The organism is Pengzhenrongella sp. (assembly GCF_036565025.1).
Taxonomy (GTDB): domain Bacteria; phylum Actinomycetota; class Actinomycetes; order Actinomycetales; family Cellulomonadaceae; genus Pengzhenrongella.
In genome coordinates this window covers 1-17,701 of the sequence record NZ_DATCNW010000305.1, presented here as the reverse complement: position 1 = coordinate 17,701, position 17,701 = coordinate 1, and the positions used below count along the sequence as shown (strand labels likewise).

The 17,701-nt window shown below is 69.2% G+C and carries 18 protein-coding genes; all 18 read left to right on the top strand.

Annotation, left to right across the window (positions count from 1 at the left end):
* Positions 1 to 734, top strand: a 734-nt coding sequence (locus VIM26_RS17715) for a phosphotransferase family protein (RefSeq protein WP_331953586.1), incomplete at its 5' end; no start/stop codon positions are given.
* Between the two features lie 42 nt (positions 735 to 776).
* Positions 777 to 1,352, top strand: a complete 576-nt coding sequence (locus VIM26_RS17710; RefSeq protein ID WP_331953584.1) for a YdeI/OmpD-associated family protein — start codon at positions 777 to 779, stop codon at positions 1,350 to 1,352.
* Positions 1,349 to 1,702, top strand: a complete 354-nt coding sequence (locus VIM26_RS27145; RefSeq protein WP_414696514.1) for a histidine phosphatase family protein — start codon at positions 1,349 to 1,351, stop codon at positions 1,700 to 1,702. Before VIM26_RS17710 ends, VIM26_RS27145 begins: the two co-directional genes overlap by 4 nt.
* Before the next feature lie 73 nt (positions 1,703 to 1,775).
* Positions 1,776 to 2,354 (top strand): NUDIX hydrolase, encoded by a 579-nt coding sequence (locus tag VIM26_RS17705; protein ID WP_331953582.1) that lies wholly within the window; start codon positions 1,776 to 1,778, stop codon positions 2,352 to 2,354.
* Between the two features lie 274 nt (positions 2,355 to 2,628).
* Positions 2,629 to 3,489 (top strand): pyrroline-5-carboxylate reductase, encoded by an 861-nt coding sequence (gene proC, locus VIM26_RS17700; RefSeq protein ID WP_331953580.1) that lies wholly within the window; start codon positions 2,629 to 2,631, stop codon positions 3,487 to 3,489.
* A gap of 294 nt (positions 3,490 to 3,783) precedes the next feature.
* Complete coding sequence (locus VIM26_RS17695) at positions 3,784 to 4,806, top strand: LacI family DNA-binding transcriptional regulator (RefSeq protein WP_331953578.1); 1,023 nt, start codon at positions 3,784 to 3,786, stop codon at positions 4,804 to 4,806.
* Positions 4,807 to 4,904: 98 nt separating this feature from the next.
* Positions 4,905 to 6,635: a ribulokinase gene (gene araB, locus VIM26_RS17690; RefSeq protein ID WP_331953576.1), complete on the top strand. Its 1,731-nt coding sequence runs from the start codon at positions 4,905 to 4,907 to the stop codon at positions 6,633 to 6,635.
* On the top strand, positions 6,632 to 7,360 hold the full coding sequence (locus VIM26_RS17685) for an L-ribulose-5-phosphate 4-epimerase (protein WP_331953574.1): 729 nt from the start codon (positions 6,632 to 6,634) through the stop codon (positions 7,358 to 7,360). The genes araB and VIM26_RS17685 overlap by 4 nt, the downstream gene beginning before the upstream one ends.
* Positions 7,357 to 8,865, top strand: coding sequence for an L-arabinose isomerase (gene araA, locus VIM26_RS17680; protein WP_331953572.1), 1,509 nt, complete (start codon positions 7,357 to 7,359; stop codon positions 8,863 to 8,865). Before VIM26_RS17685 ends, araA begins: the two co-directional genes overlap by 4 nt.
* A gap of 232 nt (positions 8,866 to 9,097) precedes the next feature.
* On the top strand, positions 9,098 to 9,901 hold the full coding sequence (locus VIM26_RS17675; RefSeq protein WP_331953570.1) for a DeoR/GlpR family DNA-binding transcription regulator: 804 nt from the start codon (positions 9,098 to 9,100) through the stop codon (positions 9,899 to 9,901).
* A 113-nt stretch (positions 9,902 to 10,014) separates the two neighbouring features.
* Positions 10,015 to 11,160: a multiple monosaccharide ABC transporter substrate-binding protein gene (gene chvE, locus VIM26_RS17670; protein ID WP_331953568.1), complete on the top strand. Its 1,146-nt coding sequence runs from the start codon at positions 10,015 to 10,017 to the stop codon at positions 11,158 to 11,160.
* Between the two features lie 106 nt (positions 11,161 to 11,266).
* Positions 11,267 to 12,799, top strand: a complete 1,533-nt coding sequence (mmsA, locus tag VIM26_RS17665) for a multiple monosaccharide ABC transporter ATP-binding protein (RefSeq protein ID WP_331953566.1) — start codon at positions 11,267 to 11,269, stop codon at positions 12,797 to 12,799.
* A gap of 4 nt (positions 12,800 to 12,803) precedes the next feature.
* A complete protein-coding gene (gene mmsB, locus VIM26_RS17660; protein WP_331953564.1) occupies positions 12,804 to 13,988 on the top strand; it encodes a multiple monosaccharide ABC transporter permease in 1,185 nt (394 codons plus the stop codon).
* 418 nt (positions 13,989 to 14,406) lie between these two features.
* Entirely contained in the window at positions 14,407 to 14,901 is a 495-nt protein-coding gene (locus VIM26_RS17655) for a CGNR zinc finger domain-containing protein (protein WP_331953562.1), read from the top strand.
* A 276-nt stretch (positions 14,902 to 15,177) separates the two neighbouring features.
* Positions 15,178 to 16,359: an acetoin utilization protein AcuC gene (locus VIM26_RS17650; protein WP_331953560.1), complete on the top strand. Its 1,182-nt coding sequence runs from the start codon at positions 15,178 to 15,180 to the stop codon at positions 16,357 to 16,359.
* A gap of 155 nt (positions 16,360 to 16,514) precedes the next feature.
* A complete protein-coding gene (locus VIM26_RS17645; protein ID WP_331953558.1) occupies positions 16,515 to 16,718 on the top strand; it encodes a helix-turn-helix domain-containing protein in 204 nt (67 codons plus the stop codon).
* A gap of 144 nt (positions 16,719 to 16,862) precedes the next feature.
* On the top strand, positions 16,863 to 16,961 hold the full coding sequence (locus tag VIM26_RS17640) for a 30S ribosomal protein bS22 (RefSeq protein WP_003792170.1): 99 nt from the start codon (positions 16,863 to 16,865) through the stop codon (positions 16,959 to 16,961).
* A 124-nt stretch (positions 16,962 to 17,085) separates the two neighbouring features.
* Positions 17,086 to 17,701: LacI family DNA-binding transcriptional regulator (locus VIM26_RS17635; RefSeq protein WP_331953556.1), on the top strand; the 616-nt coding region annotated here is incomplete at its 3' end.

Below are 17,701 nucleotides of genomic sequence, written 5' to 3'. Positions count from 1 at the left end.
AACCTTCCCAAAACTGGATCGCTCCCGCTCGGGGCGGGCCCGCACGCAATGGACGTAACTTGAGGTCCACGCAGGCGGGATCCAGAGGAGGATCCCCGCTCGGGGGCGACTGGCAGGGGGTCCTAAGCTACGACCATTGGGAGCACACCGATCCCGACCTCACGCCGGCGAGCGACTGGTTCGGTTTGTTCGAGGTGTCGATCTGGAACTCCTGGCTCGCCGCGGCGCAGGCTCGAAGCCTCGACTGGCATTCGCGGCTCCGCGGATCCCTGCCTCGGGTGCTGGAGATCTCGGACCGGGTGGCGGCTGCGTGGAATGCTCGAACAGACCTGGTGATCTCGCACGGCGACCTGGAACCGTACAACGTCCTGGATGCTGATTCCGGCCTGTTTCTCATCGACTGGGAGAGCGTCGGCCAGGAAAGTGCCGGCCTGGAGCTCGGTCGCACCCTGTTCGCTTTCGGCGAGCACGATCTCGCCTTCTGTGGAGCCGCGCTCGACAGCTACGTCGACGCGAGTGGACAGCCGCCGCAGATCGACGACTCGTTCGGCCTGCGCACGGTCGCACGCAAGCTCGGAAGTCTCACCGAGCTGGTACGAGTCAGCATCGACGCCGCCGCGCCGACGGGGTGGATGCAGTCGTCGGTTGCCATCCCGCAGGCGATCGAGGAACTACTGTCCATGTCCTCGCGAGCGGTCGACTGGTCGCGGCGGCTCGCCGCGGCTCGTTCGTGAATCTGCTCTGCCCAGTCCGCCGGAGACGATGAGGTGGGAATGATGACCGACGAGCCCGAACCGCTGATGTTCGACTCTGGCGACGCATTTCGCACCTGGCTGGTCGACCACCAGGACTCCTCGCCCGGCGTGTGGCTGACCTTTGCGAAGAAGGGTTCGGGAACCACGACCGTGACGTACGCCGAGGCGCTCGATGCGGCGCTCGAGCACGGGTGGATCGATGGGCAGACCCGCCGGATCGACGACCAGACCTACGTGCAGCGATTCACGCCGCGCCGCCCGCAGAGCCCCTGGTCGCTGCGTAACCGCACCGCCGCCGAGGCGATGATCGCGGAGGGAAGAATGGCGCCGCGAGGCCTCGCCGAGGTGGAGCGAGCGCGCGCGGACGGGCGCTGGAAGAAGGCGTATGAAGGCCCCAAGAATGCCGAGCCGCACCCGGATTTCCTCGCCGCCCTCGAGCAGAGCCCGGCGGCCGCCGAGTTCTACGCGACGCTGAACAGCCAGAACAGGTACGCGATCTACTTCAGGGTGCAGGACGCGAAACGGGCGGACACGAGGGCTCGACGGATCGAGAAGTTCGTCGGCATGCTGGCGCGCGGCGAGAAGTTTCACCCATGACGGCGAGCCGCTACCTCTACCTCACCCGGCATGGCGAGGTGGTCCCGGATGAGAGCGGCCTGTCCGGCAATGGCCGCCGACAGGCCGGGTTCCTCGGCAGGCGGCTTCGAGGCGTCCCGCTCGCCGCGATTCAGCACGGTCCGTCGCACAGGACGACCCAGACCGCGCAGCTGATCGGTGCGCAGCTCGACGGGGTTCCGGAAGTAACGCCCTCGATCAGTTCGCCGGGCCGGCGCCGGGAGACGTGCCGCGCCACGACTGGGACGCGTGGCGGCCGGCGGCCCGGGCGGGCCTCGTCGACCTGGCCCAGCACCTGCGCGAGGCCTGACGCGCCGACACGTCCTCGGTGAGTGCTGGTAGACAGAGGGCGCTCGCTGGTCGAGATCCAGCGAGCTCCGCCGAACCGGAAGAGGCGAACGAGACGTGAGCGCGATCGAGCCGGTGTGGGCGCGCAAGGAAAGACGACTGCTGTACGAAGGCCGTATGACGATCGCGGAATACTCCGCGGTCCTTCCCGGTGGCGGCGAGACCAGCTACGAGGTCGACGAGAGCCTGGAGTTTGCGGTGGCCGTCCTCGTGCAACGTCCGGACGACCAGATCGTGCTGACCCGTCAGTTTCGCTTCCCGCTCGATCGGTGGATCTACGACCTGCCTGGTGGCGGCGGAAAGCCCGGAGAAACTCCGCAGGACGCGGCGAGACGAGAATGCCAGGAGGAGACCGGCCTCATTGCACACGGGCTCACGCACCTGCATTCGTTCTATTCGAATCCGGGCCGAACCGGCTGGCCCACGCACCTCTACTTCTGCTCCGGGACGAGTCAGGGCGTCGCTGACGACTCCGACCCGTCAGAGTCGGTCCGGATCGCGCCGATGAGCGTCAAGGAGATCGATGAGCTCATCCTGGACGGCTCCATCGTCGATCCCGCGCTGCTGATCGGGAGATTCGTCGCGGCGGCCCATGGACTCATTGGTGCGCCGGTGTCCGGGCCGAGCGCGAAATAGGAGTTGTTGTCGTATTTTCGCGCTCGCGACGACAACAACTCCTATTTCGATGACCGCCCGCAGTCCGGCGTTCGCGACTCGAGCGAGCCCGGGGACGGGGGGTCGAGATCATCGGTTCGTTCGGAACGTGCTCGTCGGTCGAATCGTTGTTCCGAGGCCTCCGTGTACTGGACAGATCCGCGCTCCACGGCCTCCGCACCCTGGACGGAGCCCAGTCGAATCTCCCCCGGCCGATACGCTCGTCCCTCCGACCATCCCCGGCGAGAGGCATGTCATGACTTCGGACGCACCCACGACCACGACGACGCACCCCCGTCTCGCCTTCATCGGCGGCGGAGTGATGGGTGAGGCGCTGCTGGCCGGTGTGCTCGCCTCCGGCTGGAGCGCCGAGGACGTGAGTGTCGCCGAACCCTCCGCCATCCGCGCCAACGAGCTCTCCGCGAAGTACGGCGTGCGCGCCGCGGACGGCAACGCCGCAACGGTGAGCCGCGTCGACATCGTCGTCGTCGCCGTCAAGCCGAAGTACATCGGGGGAGTGCTTGAGGACATCGCCGGGTCGCTGCGCCCCGGGACGCTCGTGATCAGCGTCGCGGCGGGGGTCACGTGCTCCTTCTACGAGGAGCGGCTGCCCGCCGGCACCGCCGTCGTCCGCGTCATGCCGAACACGCCCGCGGTGATCGGCAAGGGCGCGAGCGCGATCAGCCCAGGCACGCACGCCACCGAGGAGCACCTCGCGCTGACCGAGCGCGTCCTCGCGAAGACCGGCCTGGTGGTCCGCGCCGACGAGCACGACCTCGACGCCGTGACCGCGATCTCCGGGTCGGGCCCCGCCTACGTCTTCTACTTCATCGACGCGCTCGCCGAGGCGGGCGTCCTGCTCGGCCTCACGCGCGACCTTTCCACCAAGCTCGCCGTCGCGACCGTCCTCGGCTCGGCGTCGTTGGTCGACGAGACCGGCGACCATCCCGCGATCCTGCGCGAGCGCGTCTCCTCCCCGGGTGGGACCACCGTCGCAGGTGTGAGCCAGCTCGACGCCCACGGCGTCCGGGCGGGAATCGTCGCGGCGGCCACGGCCACGCGGGACCGCTCGCTCCAGCTGGCCGCCGAGGCGGCGTCCGCCTCGCACGGCAAGTAGCGCTCCCCGGCGGTGACCATCCCGGGCGCCTTTGATGCTGACACGGCGTCGACGATGCGCGGGATGGCCGCCGAGGCCGCATGCGCCTGCCATGATCACCGCATACGGCAGGCGCATGCGATGACCAACGGTCGCGAAGGCGCGTGCGATGACCACCTCGTACGACAGGCACCCCGATGACCACCGAGCGCGACAGTCAGCCGACGACCGAGCGCGAGCGCGACAGGCACCCGCGATGACCCATCGAGCGCGACAGGCACCCGCGTTGACGACCGACCGCGACAGGCAGCCCCGATGACGACCGAGTACGACGACCGCCCCCGACCCCCGGCGATGAGTGATGTCGCTCGCGTGGCGGGCGTCTCGCACCAGACGGTCTCGCGAGTCCTGAACGACCACCCGAGCGTGCGTCCCGCGACCCGCGACCGGGTCCTCGATGCCATCGCCGAGCTGGGCTACCGCCGCAACAGCGCGGCTCGCACGCTGGTCACGCGCCGTTCGGGCGCGATCGGCGTGGTCACCACCGGCCTGCCGTACTTCGGCCCGGCCTCGACCCTGATCGCCGTCGAGGCGGCGGCGCGCGACGCCGGGTACTTCGTCAGCGTCGCGACCCTCGCCCGCAACGACGCGACGAGCGTCGACCACGCCGTCGAGCACTTCCTGGCCCAGGGCGTCGAGGGCATCATCTGCATCGCGCCGCACAGCGACGTGCGCGACGCGCTGGTCCCGTTCGGCGACGTCGTCCCGCTCGTGATGATCGCGTCCGAGGCGAGCCCCGGCTTCGCGTTCCACACGATGAGCGTCGACCAGGAGCTCGGCGCCCGCCTCGCGACCCGGCACCTGCTCGAGCTGGGCCACCGGGACATCGCGCACCTCGCCGGCCCGCAGGACTGGATCGACGCCCATGCGCGCGCCGTCGGCTGGCGAAAGGAGCTCGCCGCGGCCGGCGTCGCGCCCGGGGAGCAGATCAGCGGCGACTGGAGTCCGGACCGAGGTTACGAGGTCGGCCTGCGCCTCGTGCGCGACGGCCTGCCGGGCGCCGTCTTCGCGGCCAACGACCAGCTCGCGCTCGGCCTCCTGCGTGCCTTCGCCGAGTCCGGCCTGCGCGTCCCGCGCGACGTCTCGGTGGTCGGCTTCGACGACATCACCGGCTCGGCCCACTTCTTCCCGCCGCTCACGACGGTGCGACAGGAATTCGGGGCCCTCGGTACCCGCTGCATGCAGATGCTGCTCGCGGCCATCAACGGGTTCGACAGCGATCCCACCCCCATCCCGCCGAGCCTCGTGGTGCGCTTCAGCACCGGTCCGCCCGCTTGACAGAGTGAATGTGAGCGCTAACATTGGCCTGGCCGACGGCGTTCCGTCCTCGGCGTGCACACCTCGCCCCGGCGGGAAGACGAGCGGAAGCAGCACCAATGACGGTGGAAGCGGGACTGGGACCTAGGCACGTCGACGCGCACGAAGCGCTGGTGGTGGGGGTCGACTACGGAACCCTCTCGGGCAGAGCCGTCGTGGTGCGCGTGCGCGACGGCGCGGAGCTCGGCTCCGCGGTCCACGAGTACCCGCACGCCGTCATGGAGCGCGCGCTGACCGCCGGCCCGGCCGCCGACGCGGGCAGCCCCGTCGCCCTGGCCCCCGACTGGGCGCTCCAGGTCCCGTCCGACTACGTCGACGTGCTCAAGACCGCCGTGCCCGCCGCGATCGCCGCGGCCCGCGCGGCGTTCGGCATCGACCCGGCCGACGTCGTCGGCATCGGCACCGACTTCACCGCCTGCACGATGGTCGCCACGACCGCCGACGGCACGCCGCTGTGCGAGCTCGACACGTTCGCCGACCGGCCGCACGCCTACGTGAAGCTCTGGAAGCACCACTCCGCCCAGCCGCACGCCGACCGCATCACCGCCCTCGCCCACGAGCGCCGCGAGCCCTGGATCGCGCGCTACGGCGGCCTGATCTCCTCCGAGTGGGAGTTCGCCAAGGGCCTGCAGCTGCTCGAGGAGGACCGCGAGGTCTACGAAGCGACCGAGCACTGGGTCGAGGCCGCCGACTGGATCATCTGGCAGCTGTCCGGTGAGTACGTCCGCAACGCGTGCACCGCCGGCTACAAGGGCATCCTGCAGGACGGCGAGTACCCCAGCCGCGACTTCCTCGCCGCCCTCAACCCCGATTTCGCCGACTTCGTCGACGCCAAGGTCACCCACCCGATCGGGCAGCTCGGCGCCGCCGCGGGCACGCTGACCGCGCAGGCCGCCGCCTGGACCGGGCTGCCCGAGGGCATCGCGGTCGCCGTCGGGAACGTCGACGCGCACGTCACCTCGCCGGCCGCAAACGCCGTCGAGCCCGGCCAGATGGTCGCGATCATGGGCACCTCGACGTGCCACGTGATGAACGGCCGAGCTCTGCACGAGGTCCCCGGCATGTGCGGGGTCGTCGACGGCGGGATCGTCGAGGGGCTGTGGGGCTACGAGGCCGGCCAGAGCGGCGTGGGGGACATCTTCGGCTGGTTCGTGAACACCTCCGTGCCGCCGGAGTACGTCGCGGCCGCCGGCGAGCAGGGCGTGCACGCCTACCTCACCGAGCTCGCCGCACGCCAGCAGATCGGCGAGCACGGCCTGATCGCGCTGGACTGGCACTCGGGCAACCGCTCGGTGCTGGTGGACCACGAGCTCTCCGGCGTCGTCGTCGGCCAGACGCTCGCGACCAAGCCAGAGGACACCTACCGCGCCCTCCTCGAGGCCACCGCGTTCGGCACCCGCACGATCGTCGAGGCCTTCACCGGCTCGGGGGTCCCGGTCACCGAGCTCGTCGTCGCCGGCGGGCTGCTGAAGAACGCGCTGCTCATGCAGATCTACGCGGACGTCACGCGCCTGCCGCTGAGCACGATCGTCTCCGAGCAGGGCCCTGCCCTCGGCTCGGCCATCCACGCGGCTGTTGCTGCCGGCGCCTACGACGACGTCCGGGCCGCCGCGAAGGTCATGGGTCGGCGCAAGGTCGCCGCGTACACCCCGATCGAGGAGAACGCGAAGCGCTACGACGCGCTGTTCGCCGAGTACACCGCCCTGCACGACTACTTCGGGCGCGGCGCGAACGACGTCATGCACCGGCTCAAGGCCATCCGCCGCGACGCGATCGGCGGCGCGAAGTGAGCGGCGTCGGGGCGACCGGCCTGACCGCCTACTCCGCCGAGGTGCGCGCCTCCGTCGCCGAGGCACGCAACGTCGTGGCCGCCCTGCACGCCGAGCTGCCGCGCTACGAGCTCGTGGTGTGGACGGCAGGCAACGTGTCGCAGCGAGTCGCGGGCGCCGACCTGTTCGTCATCAAGCCGTCGGGTGTGTCCTACGACGACCTGACGCCCGAGTCGATGGTGGTCTGCGACCTCGACGGCGAGCTCGTCGACGGGAGCCGGTCGCCGTCGAGCGACACCGCGGCGCACGCCTACGTCTACCGGCACCTCGCGCACATCGGCGGCGTCGTGCACACCCACTCCACCTACGCGACCGCCTGGGCGTCGCGCGGCGAGGCGGTGCCGTGCGTGCTGACGATGATGGCCGACGAGTTCGGCGGCCCGGTGCCGATCGGCCCGTTCGCACTCATCGGCGACGACTCGATCGGCCGGGGCATCGTCGAGACGCTCGCTACCAGCCGTTCGCCCGCCGTACTGATGCGCAACCACGGCCCGTTCACCGTCGGGGTGGATGCTCGCGCCGCGGTCAAGGCCGCGGTGATGGTCGAGGAGGTCGCCCGCACCGTGCACATCGCCCGCCAGCTCGGCGAACCGGTCCCGATCCCGCAGGCCGACATCGACTCGCTCTACGCCCGCTACCAGAACGTCTACGGCCAGGGGCAGCCCGGCCGCGAAGGAGTGTCATGAGCAAGGCTTATGCCGACCGCGAGGTCTGGTTCCTCACCGGCAGCCAGGACCTGTATGGCGAGGACACCCTGCGCCAGGTCGCCGAGCAGTCCCAGGAGATCGCCCGCGCGATCGACGCCGCGGGCGCCGTCCCGGTGAAGATCGTCTGGAAGCCCGTGCTCAAGAGCGCAGGTGCGATCCGGCGGACCGCGCTCGAGGCCAACGCGGACGACGCCTGCATCGGCGTGATCGCCTGGATGCACACGTTCTCGCCGGCCAAGATGTGGATCGCCGGCCTCGACGCGCTGCGCACGCCCCTGCTGCACCTGCACACGCAGGCGAACGTCGAGCTGCCGTGGGCAACTATCGACATGGACTTCATGAACCTCAACCAGGCCGCGCACGGCGACCGCGAGTTCGGGTACATCCAGTCCCGGCTCGGGGTGGCGCGCAAGACCGTCGTCGGGCACGTCTCCAACCCGGCCGTGCTGGGCAAGATTGGCGGCTGGGTGCGCGCCGCGGCCGGCTGGAACGCGACGCACGAGCTCAAGCTCGCCCGGTTCGGCGACAACATGCGCAACGTCGCGGTCACCGAGGGCGACAAGACCGAGGCCGAGCTGCGCTTCGGGGTCTCCGTGAACACCTGGGGCGTCAACGACCTCGTCGAGGCGGTCGACTCCTCGACCGACGCCGAGGTGGACACCCTGGTCGGGGAGTACGAGGACCTGTACGACGTCGCCGACGAGCTGCGCAAGGGTGGCGACCGGCACGACTCGCTGCGCTACGGCGCGCGGATCGAGCTGGGCCTGCGCTCCTTCCTCACGGGCCTCGGCGCGAGCGCATTCACGACCAACTTCGAGGACCTAGGCGGGCTGCGCCAGCTGCCGGGGCTCGCGGTGCAGCGCCTGATGGCCGACGGCTACGGCTTCGGTGCCGAGGGCGACTGGAAGACGGCCGTGCTCGTGCGCGCCGCGAAGGTCATGGGCCAGGGGCTGCCCGGCGGGGCCTCCCTCATGGAGGACTACACGTACAACCTCGTGCCCGGCTCCGAGCTGATCCTGGGCGCGCACATGCTCGAGGTCTGCCCGTCCCTCACGACGAGCCGCCCGAGCCTTGAGGTCCACCCGCTCGGCATCGGTGGGCGCGAGGACCCCGTCCGGCTCGTCTTCGACACCGACCCGGGCCCCGGCGTGGTCGTCGCGATGTCCGACATGCGCGAGCGGTTCCGGCTCGTCGCGAACGTCGTCGAGGTCGTGCCGTCGGCCGAAGACCTGCCGAACCTCCCGGTCGCGCGCGCGGTCTGGAAGCCCGAGCCGGACTTCGCGACGTCGGCCGAGGCCTGGCTGACCGCAGGGGCCGCGCACCACACCGTGCTCAGCACGCAGGTCGGCATCGACGTGTTCGCCGACTTCTCGGACATCGCCCGGACCGAGCTGCTGGTGATCGACCGCGACACGACGTCGCGCGGCTTCGCCCGTGAGATCCGCTGGAACCAGGCGTACTACCGGCTGGCGCAGGGCTTCTGACCACCCCTGGGGGCTTCGAGAGAAGTTTTCGAGAAGCCCCCAGGGGCCTTTGATAACGAAAGTGCTTTAACCCGAGACACTTGAGTTATGCGCGCACGTCCGAAATCTGTTTACGCCCGTTTCGGGACATTTGTCCCCAAAGAGGGTTGAAGCCGGACATCGTTACAGTTTCGCAATCAAAAGTTGCCCTCATCGACTTGACTGCCAATCGAAAGATGTCGAAAGTAGTGACGTGCTCAATGAAGAGGCGGTATCACTCCCCGCGAGGGTCCGCCGCGAGCGGATGCTCCAGATGATCACCGCACGTCAGTTCGTCCGGGTCGCCGACCTGTCCGAGGCGTTCGGGATCTCGGACGTCACCGTTCGGGGTGACCTCGACGCGCTCGACCACTCCCACGACGTGCGCCGGGTGCGGGGTGGCGCGATGGCCCGCTCGTACGGCGGGCGTCCCGAGGCGTCCTTCGAGGAGTCCCTCGCCTCGTCCGCCGACGAGAAGCAGCGGATCGGGGAACGAGCGGCGTCGCTCGTCACCTCGGGCATGAGCATCGTGCTGGACGTCGGCACCACGACGACCGCCATCGCGCGGGCCCTGGCGGCCCGCACCGACCTCGAAGAGGTCGCGGTGATCACGAACGGACTGATGGTCGCTCTGGAGCTCGAGGCCGCGATGCCCGCCGTCACGGTGATCGTGACCGGAGGGACGCTGCGTCCGCTGCAGCACTCGCTCGTCGACCCGATGGCGAACCTGCTGCTCGAGCGGATGCACCCGGACCTCGCGTTCATCGGGTGCACCGGCGTCGACGTGGCGCACGGCATCACCAACATCAACTTGCCCGAGGCGGAGGTCAAGCGGCGCATGATCGCTGCGGCCGAGCGCACCGTCGTCGTCGCGACCGGGTCGAAGATCGGCCAGGCCCACCTGATCCGCATCGCGGAGCTCGCCGACATCTCGACGGTGATCACCGGATCCTCCGCGGGGGCGGCCGCCGTCGGCGAGCTGCGGCGCGCCGGGACCAACGTGATCCAGGTGGAGTAAGGCGCACGGTCACATGAACTTCCTGACCGGTGGAGAACCGGCGGTCAGGGCGGTACCCCGGGTCGGCGTTCGGCCGGACCGGATCAGGAACACGTTTTTCTTCAGGAGGAAGAATGCGCACGAAGAAGTTTGCGGTACTTGCCGCGGGCATGGCCCTGACCTTCGCACTGGCCGCGTGCGGCGGCGGCGGCGCCGGAAGCGCCAAGGCGGGCGAGACCGCCGGCGCCAAGGGCGGCACGATCGGTGTCGCGATGCCGACCCAGACCTCCGAGCGCTGGATCGCCGACGGCAAGGCCGTCAAGAAGGGCCTCGAGGCGGACGGGTACAAGGTCGACCTGCAGTACGCGGGCGACGACATCCCGGTGCAGTCCCAGCAGATCGACCAGATGATCACCAAGGGCGTCAAGCTCCTCATCATCGCGTCGATCGACGGCAAGGCCCTGAGCAGCCAGCTGCAGGCCGCTGCCGACGCGCACATCCCGGTCATCGCCTACGACCGGCTGATCCGCGACAGCAAGAACGTCGACTTCTACGTCACGTTCGACAACGAGAAGGTCGGCGACCAGCAGGCAACGTCGCTGCTGGTGGGCCTGGGCCTGCTCAAGGCGGACGGCTCGAAGGGCACGGCCAAGGGGCCGTTCAACGTGGAGCTGTTCGCCGGGTCGCTCGACGACAACAACGCGTCCTTCTTCTGGAAGGGCGCGATCGCCAAGCTCCAGCCGTTCATCGACGACGGCACCATCGTCGTGAAGTCCAAGCAGACGAAGATCGAGCAGGCCGCGACGCTGCAGTGGAAGCAGGAGACCGCGCAGAAGCGCATGGAAGACCTCCTCACCTCCGCCTACAGTGACGGCTCCAAGGTCGACGGCGTGCTGTCCCCGTACGACGGGATCTCCCGCGGCATCATCACCGCGCTGAAGAACGACGGCTATGGCACCACCGCCAAGCCGATGCCGCCCATCTCGGGCCAGGACTCCGAGATCGCATCGGTCAAGCTGATCGCCGATGGCGTGCAGTTCGCCTCGATCTTCAAGGACACCCGCAAGCTCGCCGCACAGGCGATCACCTCGTCCAAGGCGATCCTCGAGGGCAAGACGCCGGTGGCGAACGACACCAAGTCGTACGACAACGGCGTGAAGGTCGTCCCGTCCTTCCTGCTGAAGTCGGACATCGTCTACAAGGACAACATCAAGTCGCTGCTGGTCGACTCCGGCTACTACACCGCGGCCGAGGTCGCATCTGGTCAGGCTGCTTCCTGATACCTGGGCACCTCGATGCCGGCCGATCCGGCGGGGGGAAACCCCCGCCGGATCGCCACCGGTGCGAAGCATCCGTGGTCCACGAAAGACGAGGACGGTTGGCGCAATGAGCAACAACATCTTGGAGATGCGCTCCATCACGAAGAGTTTCCCCGGTGTCAAGGCGCTCGAGGATGTCTCGTTGAACGTCCGAAGGGGCGAGATCCACGCCATCTGCGGGGAGAACGGCGCGGGCAAGTCGACCCTCATGAAGGTGCTCTCGGGGGTCTACCCGCACGGCAGCTACGACGGCGAGATCGTCTTTGAGGACAAAGCTGCGGAGTTCGGCTCCATCAATGACAGCGAGCACCTGGGGATCGTCATCATCCACCAGGAGCTCGCCCTGGTTCCGTATCTGTCGGTCGCCGAGAACATCTTCCTCGGCAATGAACAGCGTGCGAGGAGCGGCCTGGTCGACTGGAACGCCACGAACGCCGAGGCGAGCAAGCTGCTCGCGCGGGTGGGCCTGGTCGAGAACCCGACGACGCCCGTGAGCCAGCTGGGCGTCGGCAAGCAGCAGCTGATCGAGATCGCCAAGGCGCTGTCCAAACGCGTCAAACTGCTGATCCTCGACGAGCCCACCGCTGCGCTGAACGACACGGACTCCGAGCACCTGCTCGATCTCCTGCGCCACCTCAAGGGCCAGGGGATCACCTCGATCATGATCTCCCACAAGCTGAACGAGATCATCGAGATTGCCGACTCGACCACGATCATCCGCGACGGCAAGACCATCGAGACCCTCGACATGCAGGCCGACGGTGTCACGCAGAACCGGATCATCAAGGGCATGGTCGGGCGGGACCTCGAGAGCCGCTTCCCGGAGCGCACGCCGGACATCGGCGAGGAGGTGCTGCGGATCGAGGACTGGAACGTGTGGCACCCGACCCAGATGGACCGTGCCGTTGTCACCGGCGCGAACCTCGCAGTGCGCCGAGGCGAGGTCGTGGGCATCGCCGGGCTGATGGGTGCCGGACGCACGGAGCTCGCGATGAGCGTGTTCGGGCGCAGCTACGGACGCAACATCACCGGCCGCGTGTTCAAGCGCGGCGAGGAGATCAAGGTCCGGACGGTGAGCGAGGCGATCGGGCACGGCCTGGCCTACGCGACCGAGGACCGCAAGCGCTACGGGTTGAACCTGATCGAGGACATCAGGCGGAACGTTTCCGCCGCGTCGCTCGGCAAGCTGTCCCGCCGCGGTTGGGTCAACGCCAACGAGGAGCTGAAGATCGCCGAGGAGTACCGGCAGAGCCTGAACATCAAGGCGCCCACCGTGCTCTCGGTCGTCGGGAAGCTCTCGGGCGGGAACCAGCAGAAGGTCGTGCTGTCGAAGTGGATCTACACCGACGCCGACGTGCTGATCCTCGATGAGCCGACCCGCGGGATCGACGTCGGCGCCAAGTACGAGATCTACACCATCATCAACGCGCTCGTCGCGGTCGGTAAGTCGGTCATCGTGATCTCGTCCGAGCTGCCCGAGTTGCTGGGGATCTGCGACCGCATCTACACGCTCGCCTTCGGGCGAATCACCGGCGTCGTCCCCGTTGCCGAGGCCACGCAGGAGCGCTTGATGGAACTCATGACGAAGGAAAAGGACTAGAGCGATGAATGGACTTGCGAGCGTGCGGGATCTCTTGACCCGTAACCTCAGGCAAAGCGGTATCTATATCGCCTTCGTGCTCATTGTGACGCTGTTCGCCATCCTGACCGGCGGCCTGCTGCTGAGTCCTGGGAACATGACGAACATCGTCCTGCAGTACTCCTACATCCTGATCCTGGCGATCGGCATGGTGATCGTGATCATCGCCGGCCATATCGACCTCTCGGTCGGTTCGGTGGTCGCGCTGACCGGCGCGGTCTCCGCGATCGTCGTCATCAAGGGCGGCAACCCGTGGTGGATGGGTGTCCTGGCTGCTCTCGCGGTGGGACTCGCCGTCGGCGCCTGGCACGGCTTCTGGGTCGCGTTCATGGGGATTCCGGCGTTCATCACGACCTTGGCCGGCATGCTGCTGTTCCGCGGCCTCACGCTGCTCGTGCTGAATAACATCTCGCTCTCGCCGTTCCCGGCGGAGTACCAGAAGGCCGCCGGTGGGTTCCTGCTCAACGGGGTACTGGGCGGCTTCGGCGTCGACAACTTCACACTGGTGGTCTTCGGCCTCGCGATTGCGGGCTACGCCGTGAGCGCCTTCCGGAGCCGGCAGGCGCGGCTCATGTATCAGCAGGCCGTCGAGGCGTTCCCGCTGTTCGTGCTGAAGATCGTGGTCATCGCCGCCATCGTCATGGCGTTCGCCTACAAGCTCGCGAGCAGCCGCGGTCTGCCGATCGTGCTGATCATCCTCGCGATCCTGATCAGCACCTACGGCATCGTGACCAAGCGCTCGGTGTTCGGCCGGCACGTCTACGCGATCGGTGGCAACCTCAACGCGGCCCAGCTCTCCGGGGTGAAGGTCAAGTGGGTCAACTTCTGGATCTTCGTCAACATGGGCTTCCTGTCCTCGGTGGCCGGTGTCATCTACTCCTCGCGCTCCAACGGTGCCCAGCCGGCGGCGGGGCAAATGTTCGAGCTCGACGCGATCGCGGCCTGCTTCATCGGTGGGGCCGCCGTCACCGGTGGCGTCGGCACCGTGGTCGGCGCCATGGTCGGTGGCCTGATCATGGCGGTCATGAGCAACGGCATGCAGCTCATGGGCGTTGACCAGTCGGTCCAGCAGGTCATCAAGGGCCTGGTGCTCCTGCTGGCCGTCGCGTTCGACGTCTACAACAAGCGCCGCGCGGGCGTCTCCCGCTAGTCGCGCACCGCAGGGCCCGGACCGTCTCTCCAGGCGGTCCGGGCCCTTTCGCGTCCCCGCGTCCCGAAGTTGAGCGGGGGTCGCGGGGCTCGATTCGAGCGTCGAGCCGGCCGTTGTAGCTGGCCCCCTAGATTCCACCCACCTCCGCTCCCACCTCAGCCCAATCCCCCCGACTAGGCGTCCCCGGGCTCGCTCACGCCACGAGATGGGAGTTGTTGTCGCATTTCGGGCGATCCGACGACAACAACTCCCATCTCGCGGCCGATCCGCAGCCGCGGATCGGCCGGGTTGGACGGGCGAGGAGAAACTCGGCGCGGCGACGGACGACGGATTGCGCCCTCGGAAGACGGTCGGGATAGCGATTCAATCGGAGGGCGTCCCGACCGGTACTGCGGCGTCGTGCGCTACGGGCATCGAGGTGGGTCCGCGTCTGGCCGCGGCTCTGGTCAATGCCGAGAGTCTCAGCGAGTTCGGGGGCCTCCTGGTCGAGCACCAGATCCGGCGCCCCTGGCTCAGTTCGGTCGATCGGGAGGCGCTCGACGCCTGGGTGTCGCGTCTGCGGCCGGTGTTCCTCGCCGAGGGGGTCGATGAACGCTGCGCGGCCGTCAATGCGTTGCTGTCGGACGTGGCCGGCGCGCTGTTCCTCACGACGCACGACGAGACCCCGCCGCACCTGCATCTGGTCGCCGACGAACGGGACGTCGTGGCGCGGGTGCAGTCGGTGACGGCGACGGGTCTCGCGTTCTTCCTCGCGTGGAGCGGGGGTGGCCGGCTCGGGACGTGCGCTCGGTCGCGCTGCGGGCGGGCGTACGTCGACGCGTCGAAGGCCGGGCGCCAGCGCTACTGCTCGGCGCGCTGCGGCAACACCGACGCCGTGGCCCGGCATCGAGCCTCCGCGGTTTCGCCCACCTGATCGGCGCCGGAGCTGCGTCCACGAACGGCGCGCGGCCGTCGCCGGCCGTCGCGAACGGGGTCCAGAGCAGGGCGGTGACCAGGCCGGTGACCAGGGCGATGACACTCGCGAAAACGCCGAGGGCGAGCCGTGCGGGCGATTGGCGGGCGAGCTTGTCGGGGTGCTCGCGGATCGTCGAGAGCGATCCCGTCAGGCCGTGCTGTATCGCACCTCCCGGCTCGCGCTCTGATGGACGCACACTCTGGCGTGTCGGGGCGGCGGACTACGGTGAGGCGCATGGCGGATTCCGTGCACGTCGTGTGGTCACCCGCCCTGCTCGGTTACGACTTCGGCCAGGGCCACCCGATGTCACCGGTGCGCCTGAAGCTCACGATGGACCTGGCGGGCGCCCTGGGACTGCTGGACGCCCCCGGCGTGCGGGTGGTCGGTGCCGAGCCCGCGAGCGAGGACGACCTGCTCACTGTGCACGGCGCCGCGTACGTCGCGGCGGTCCGGGCGGCCTCCGACCACGGGCACGCGTCCGCCGTGTACGGGCTCGGGACCGAGGACGACCCGGTGTTCGCCGGCATGCACGAGGCCGCGGCCCGGATCGTGACCGGCAGCCTCGAGGGCGCGTCCTCGATCTGGTCGGGCGAGGCGATCCACGCCGTGAACATCGCCGGCGGCATGCACCACGCGATGCCCGACGGCGCATCGGGCTTCTGCGTCTACAACGACGCGGCGCTCGCGATCCACCGGCTGCTGGCCGACGGCGCGACGAAGGTCGCCTACGTCGACGTCGACGCCCACCACGGCGACGGCGTCGAGCGCGTGTTCTGGGACGACCCGCGGGTCGTGACCATCTCGGTGCACGAGAGCGGTCGCAGCCTGTTCCCGGGCACGGGCCACGCCTACGAGGTCGGCGGGCCCGGCGCCGAGGGCACCGTCGTGAACGTCGCGCTGCCCGCCGGCACGGGCGACGCCGGCTGGCTGCGGGCCATCTCCGCGATCGTCCCGGCGGTGCTGCGCGAGTTCAAGCCCGACGTCGTGGTGAGCCAGCACGGCTGCGACGCGCACGCGGCGGACCCGCTGGCGAACCTCAAGGTGAGCGTCGACGCCCAGCGGCGAGTCGCCGAGCTGGTGCACGAGCTCGCACACGAGGTGGCCGGCGGGCGCTGGCTCGCCCTCGGGGGCGGGGGATACGCCGTCGTCGACGTCGTGCCGCGCGCCTGGAGCCACCTGATCGCGATCGCCGGGCACGTCCCGCTGGACCCCGCGACGGCCCTGCCGGCGGCGTGGCGCGCGGACGTGGCGGATCGCTGGGGCCGCAACACCCCGGAGCGGATGACCGACGACGCGCCGCTGCGCTTCCGGGAGTGGCACGAGGGTTACAACCCCGGGGACGACGTCGACCGGGCGATCAAGGCGACCCGCGATGCCGTGTTCCCGCACCTGGGCCTCGACCCGCACCACGACTGAGCGACGAGGCCCCTGGCTGGCTCTTTCTCCCGTGCCCCGGGAGGCCCTAGGGTGAGCGCTGCAGCCTCTTTCGTGATGGGCGCGCCGACGGCGGCGTCACCCGTCCGTCCGGGCTGACCGCAAGACCCGCACAACGCGAAGAACGGTGGACGAAGGTGAGCGAGCAGCCACGAACCCGGTTCCTCACCGTGGCCGAGGTGGCCGAGATCATGCGGGTCTCCCGGATGACGGTGTACCGGCTGGTCCACTCGGGTGAGATGCCGGCCGTGCGCGTGGGGCAGTCCTACCGGGTCCCGCAGGACGCGCTCGAGCAGTACCTGGCGGCGTCGTACGTCGAGGGCGACCGCCTCACCTCCTGAGCGCGGGCGCGTCCGCCGGGGCCCGCGCGTCGGCGGGGTGTCGTGACAGAGGCTAGAGTGATTTTGGGATTTTCCCGTGCGTGGGCTTTTGCGACCGCGCCGCGTGTCGTGAAGACCAGCACAAGTCGATCATTGTGAGGATCTATGGGCTCCGTCATCAAGAAGCGTCGTAAGCGCATGGCGAAGAAGAAGCACCGCAAGCTGCTGCGAAAGACTCGCCACCAGCGCCGCAACAAGAAGTGAGCTACGGGCCCGGCAGAGATGCCGGGCCCGCTTGCGTTTGCCTCCGTTGTAGGTTTGCCCCGTCTGCTGCTCGCGTGGACGCCCGGTCCCGGGGGTCGGGGCGGTCAAGAGGGGTGGCGCTGAAGTGGCCGTGACCATGCGTGACGTGGCCGAGCTCGCCGGCGTGTCGGTGAAGACCGTCTCGAACGTGCTCAACGGCTACCCGTACCTGCGCCCCGCGACCCGGGCCCGCGTCGAGTCCGCCATCGCCGAGCTCGGGTACCAGCTGAACGTCTCGGCGCGGAACCTCCGCCAGGGCCGGACCGGGATGATCGGGCTGGCCGTGCCCGAGCTCAGCCAGCCCTACTTCGCCGAGCTCGCCGACCTGGTGATCCAGGCCGGCCAGGAACGCGGCATCCCGGTGCTCATCGAGCAGACCGGTTCGCGCCGCGACCGCGAGCTCGAGGTGCTGCACGGCGCGCTGCGGCGGGCGACGGACGGCCTGATCTTCAGCCCGCTCGCCCTCGGCGAGGAAGACCGGGCCGAGCTCTCGGTCCCGTACCCGCTGGTCCTGCTGGGGGAGCGGATCTTCCACGCGCCCGCGGACCACGTGACGATGGCGAACGTCGAGGCCGCGCAGGCCGCGACCCGGCACCTGATCGAGACCGGCCGGCGCCGGATCGCGCTGTTCGGCGCGCACCCGGGGGAGGTGCTCGGTTCGGCGGCGCTGCGCACGGAGGGCTACCGGCTCGCCCTCGCCG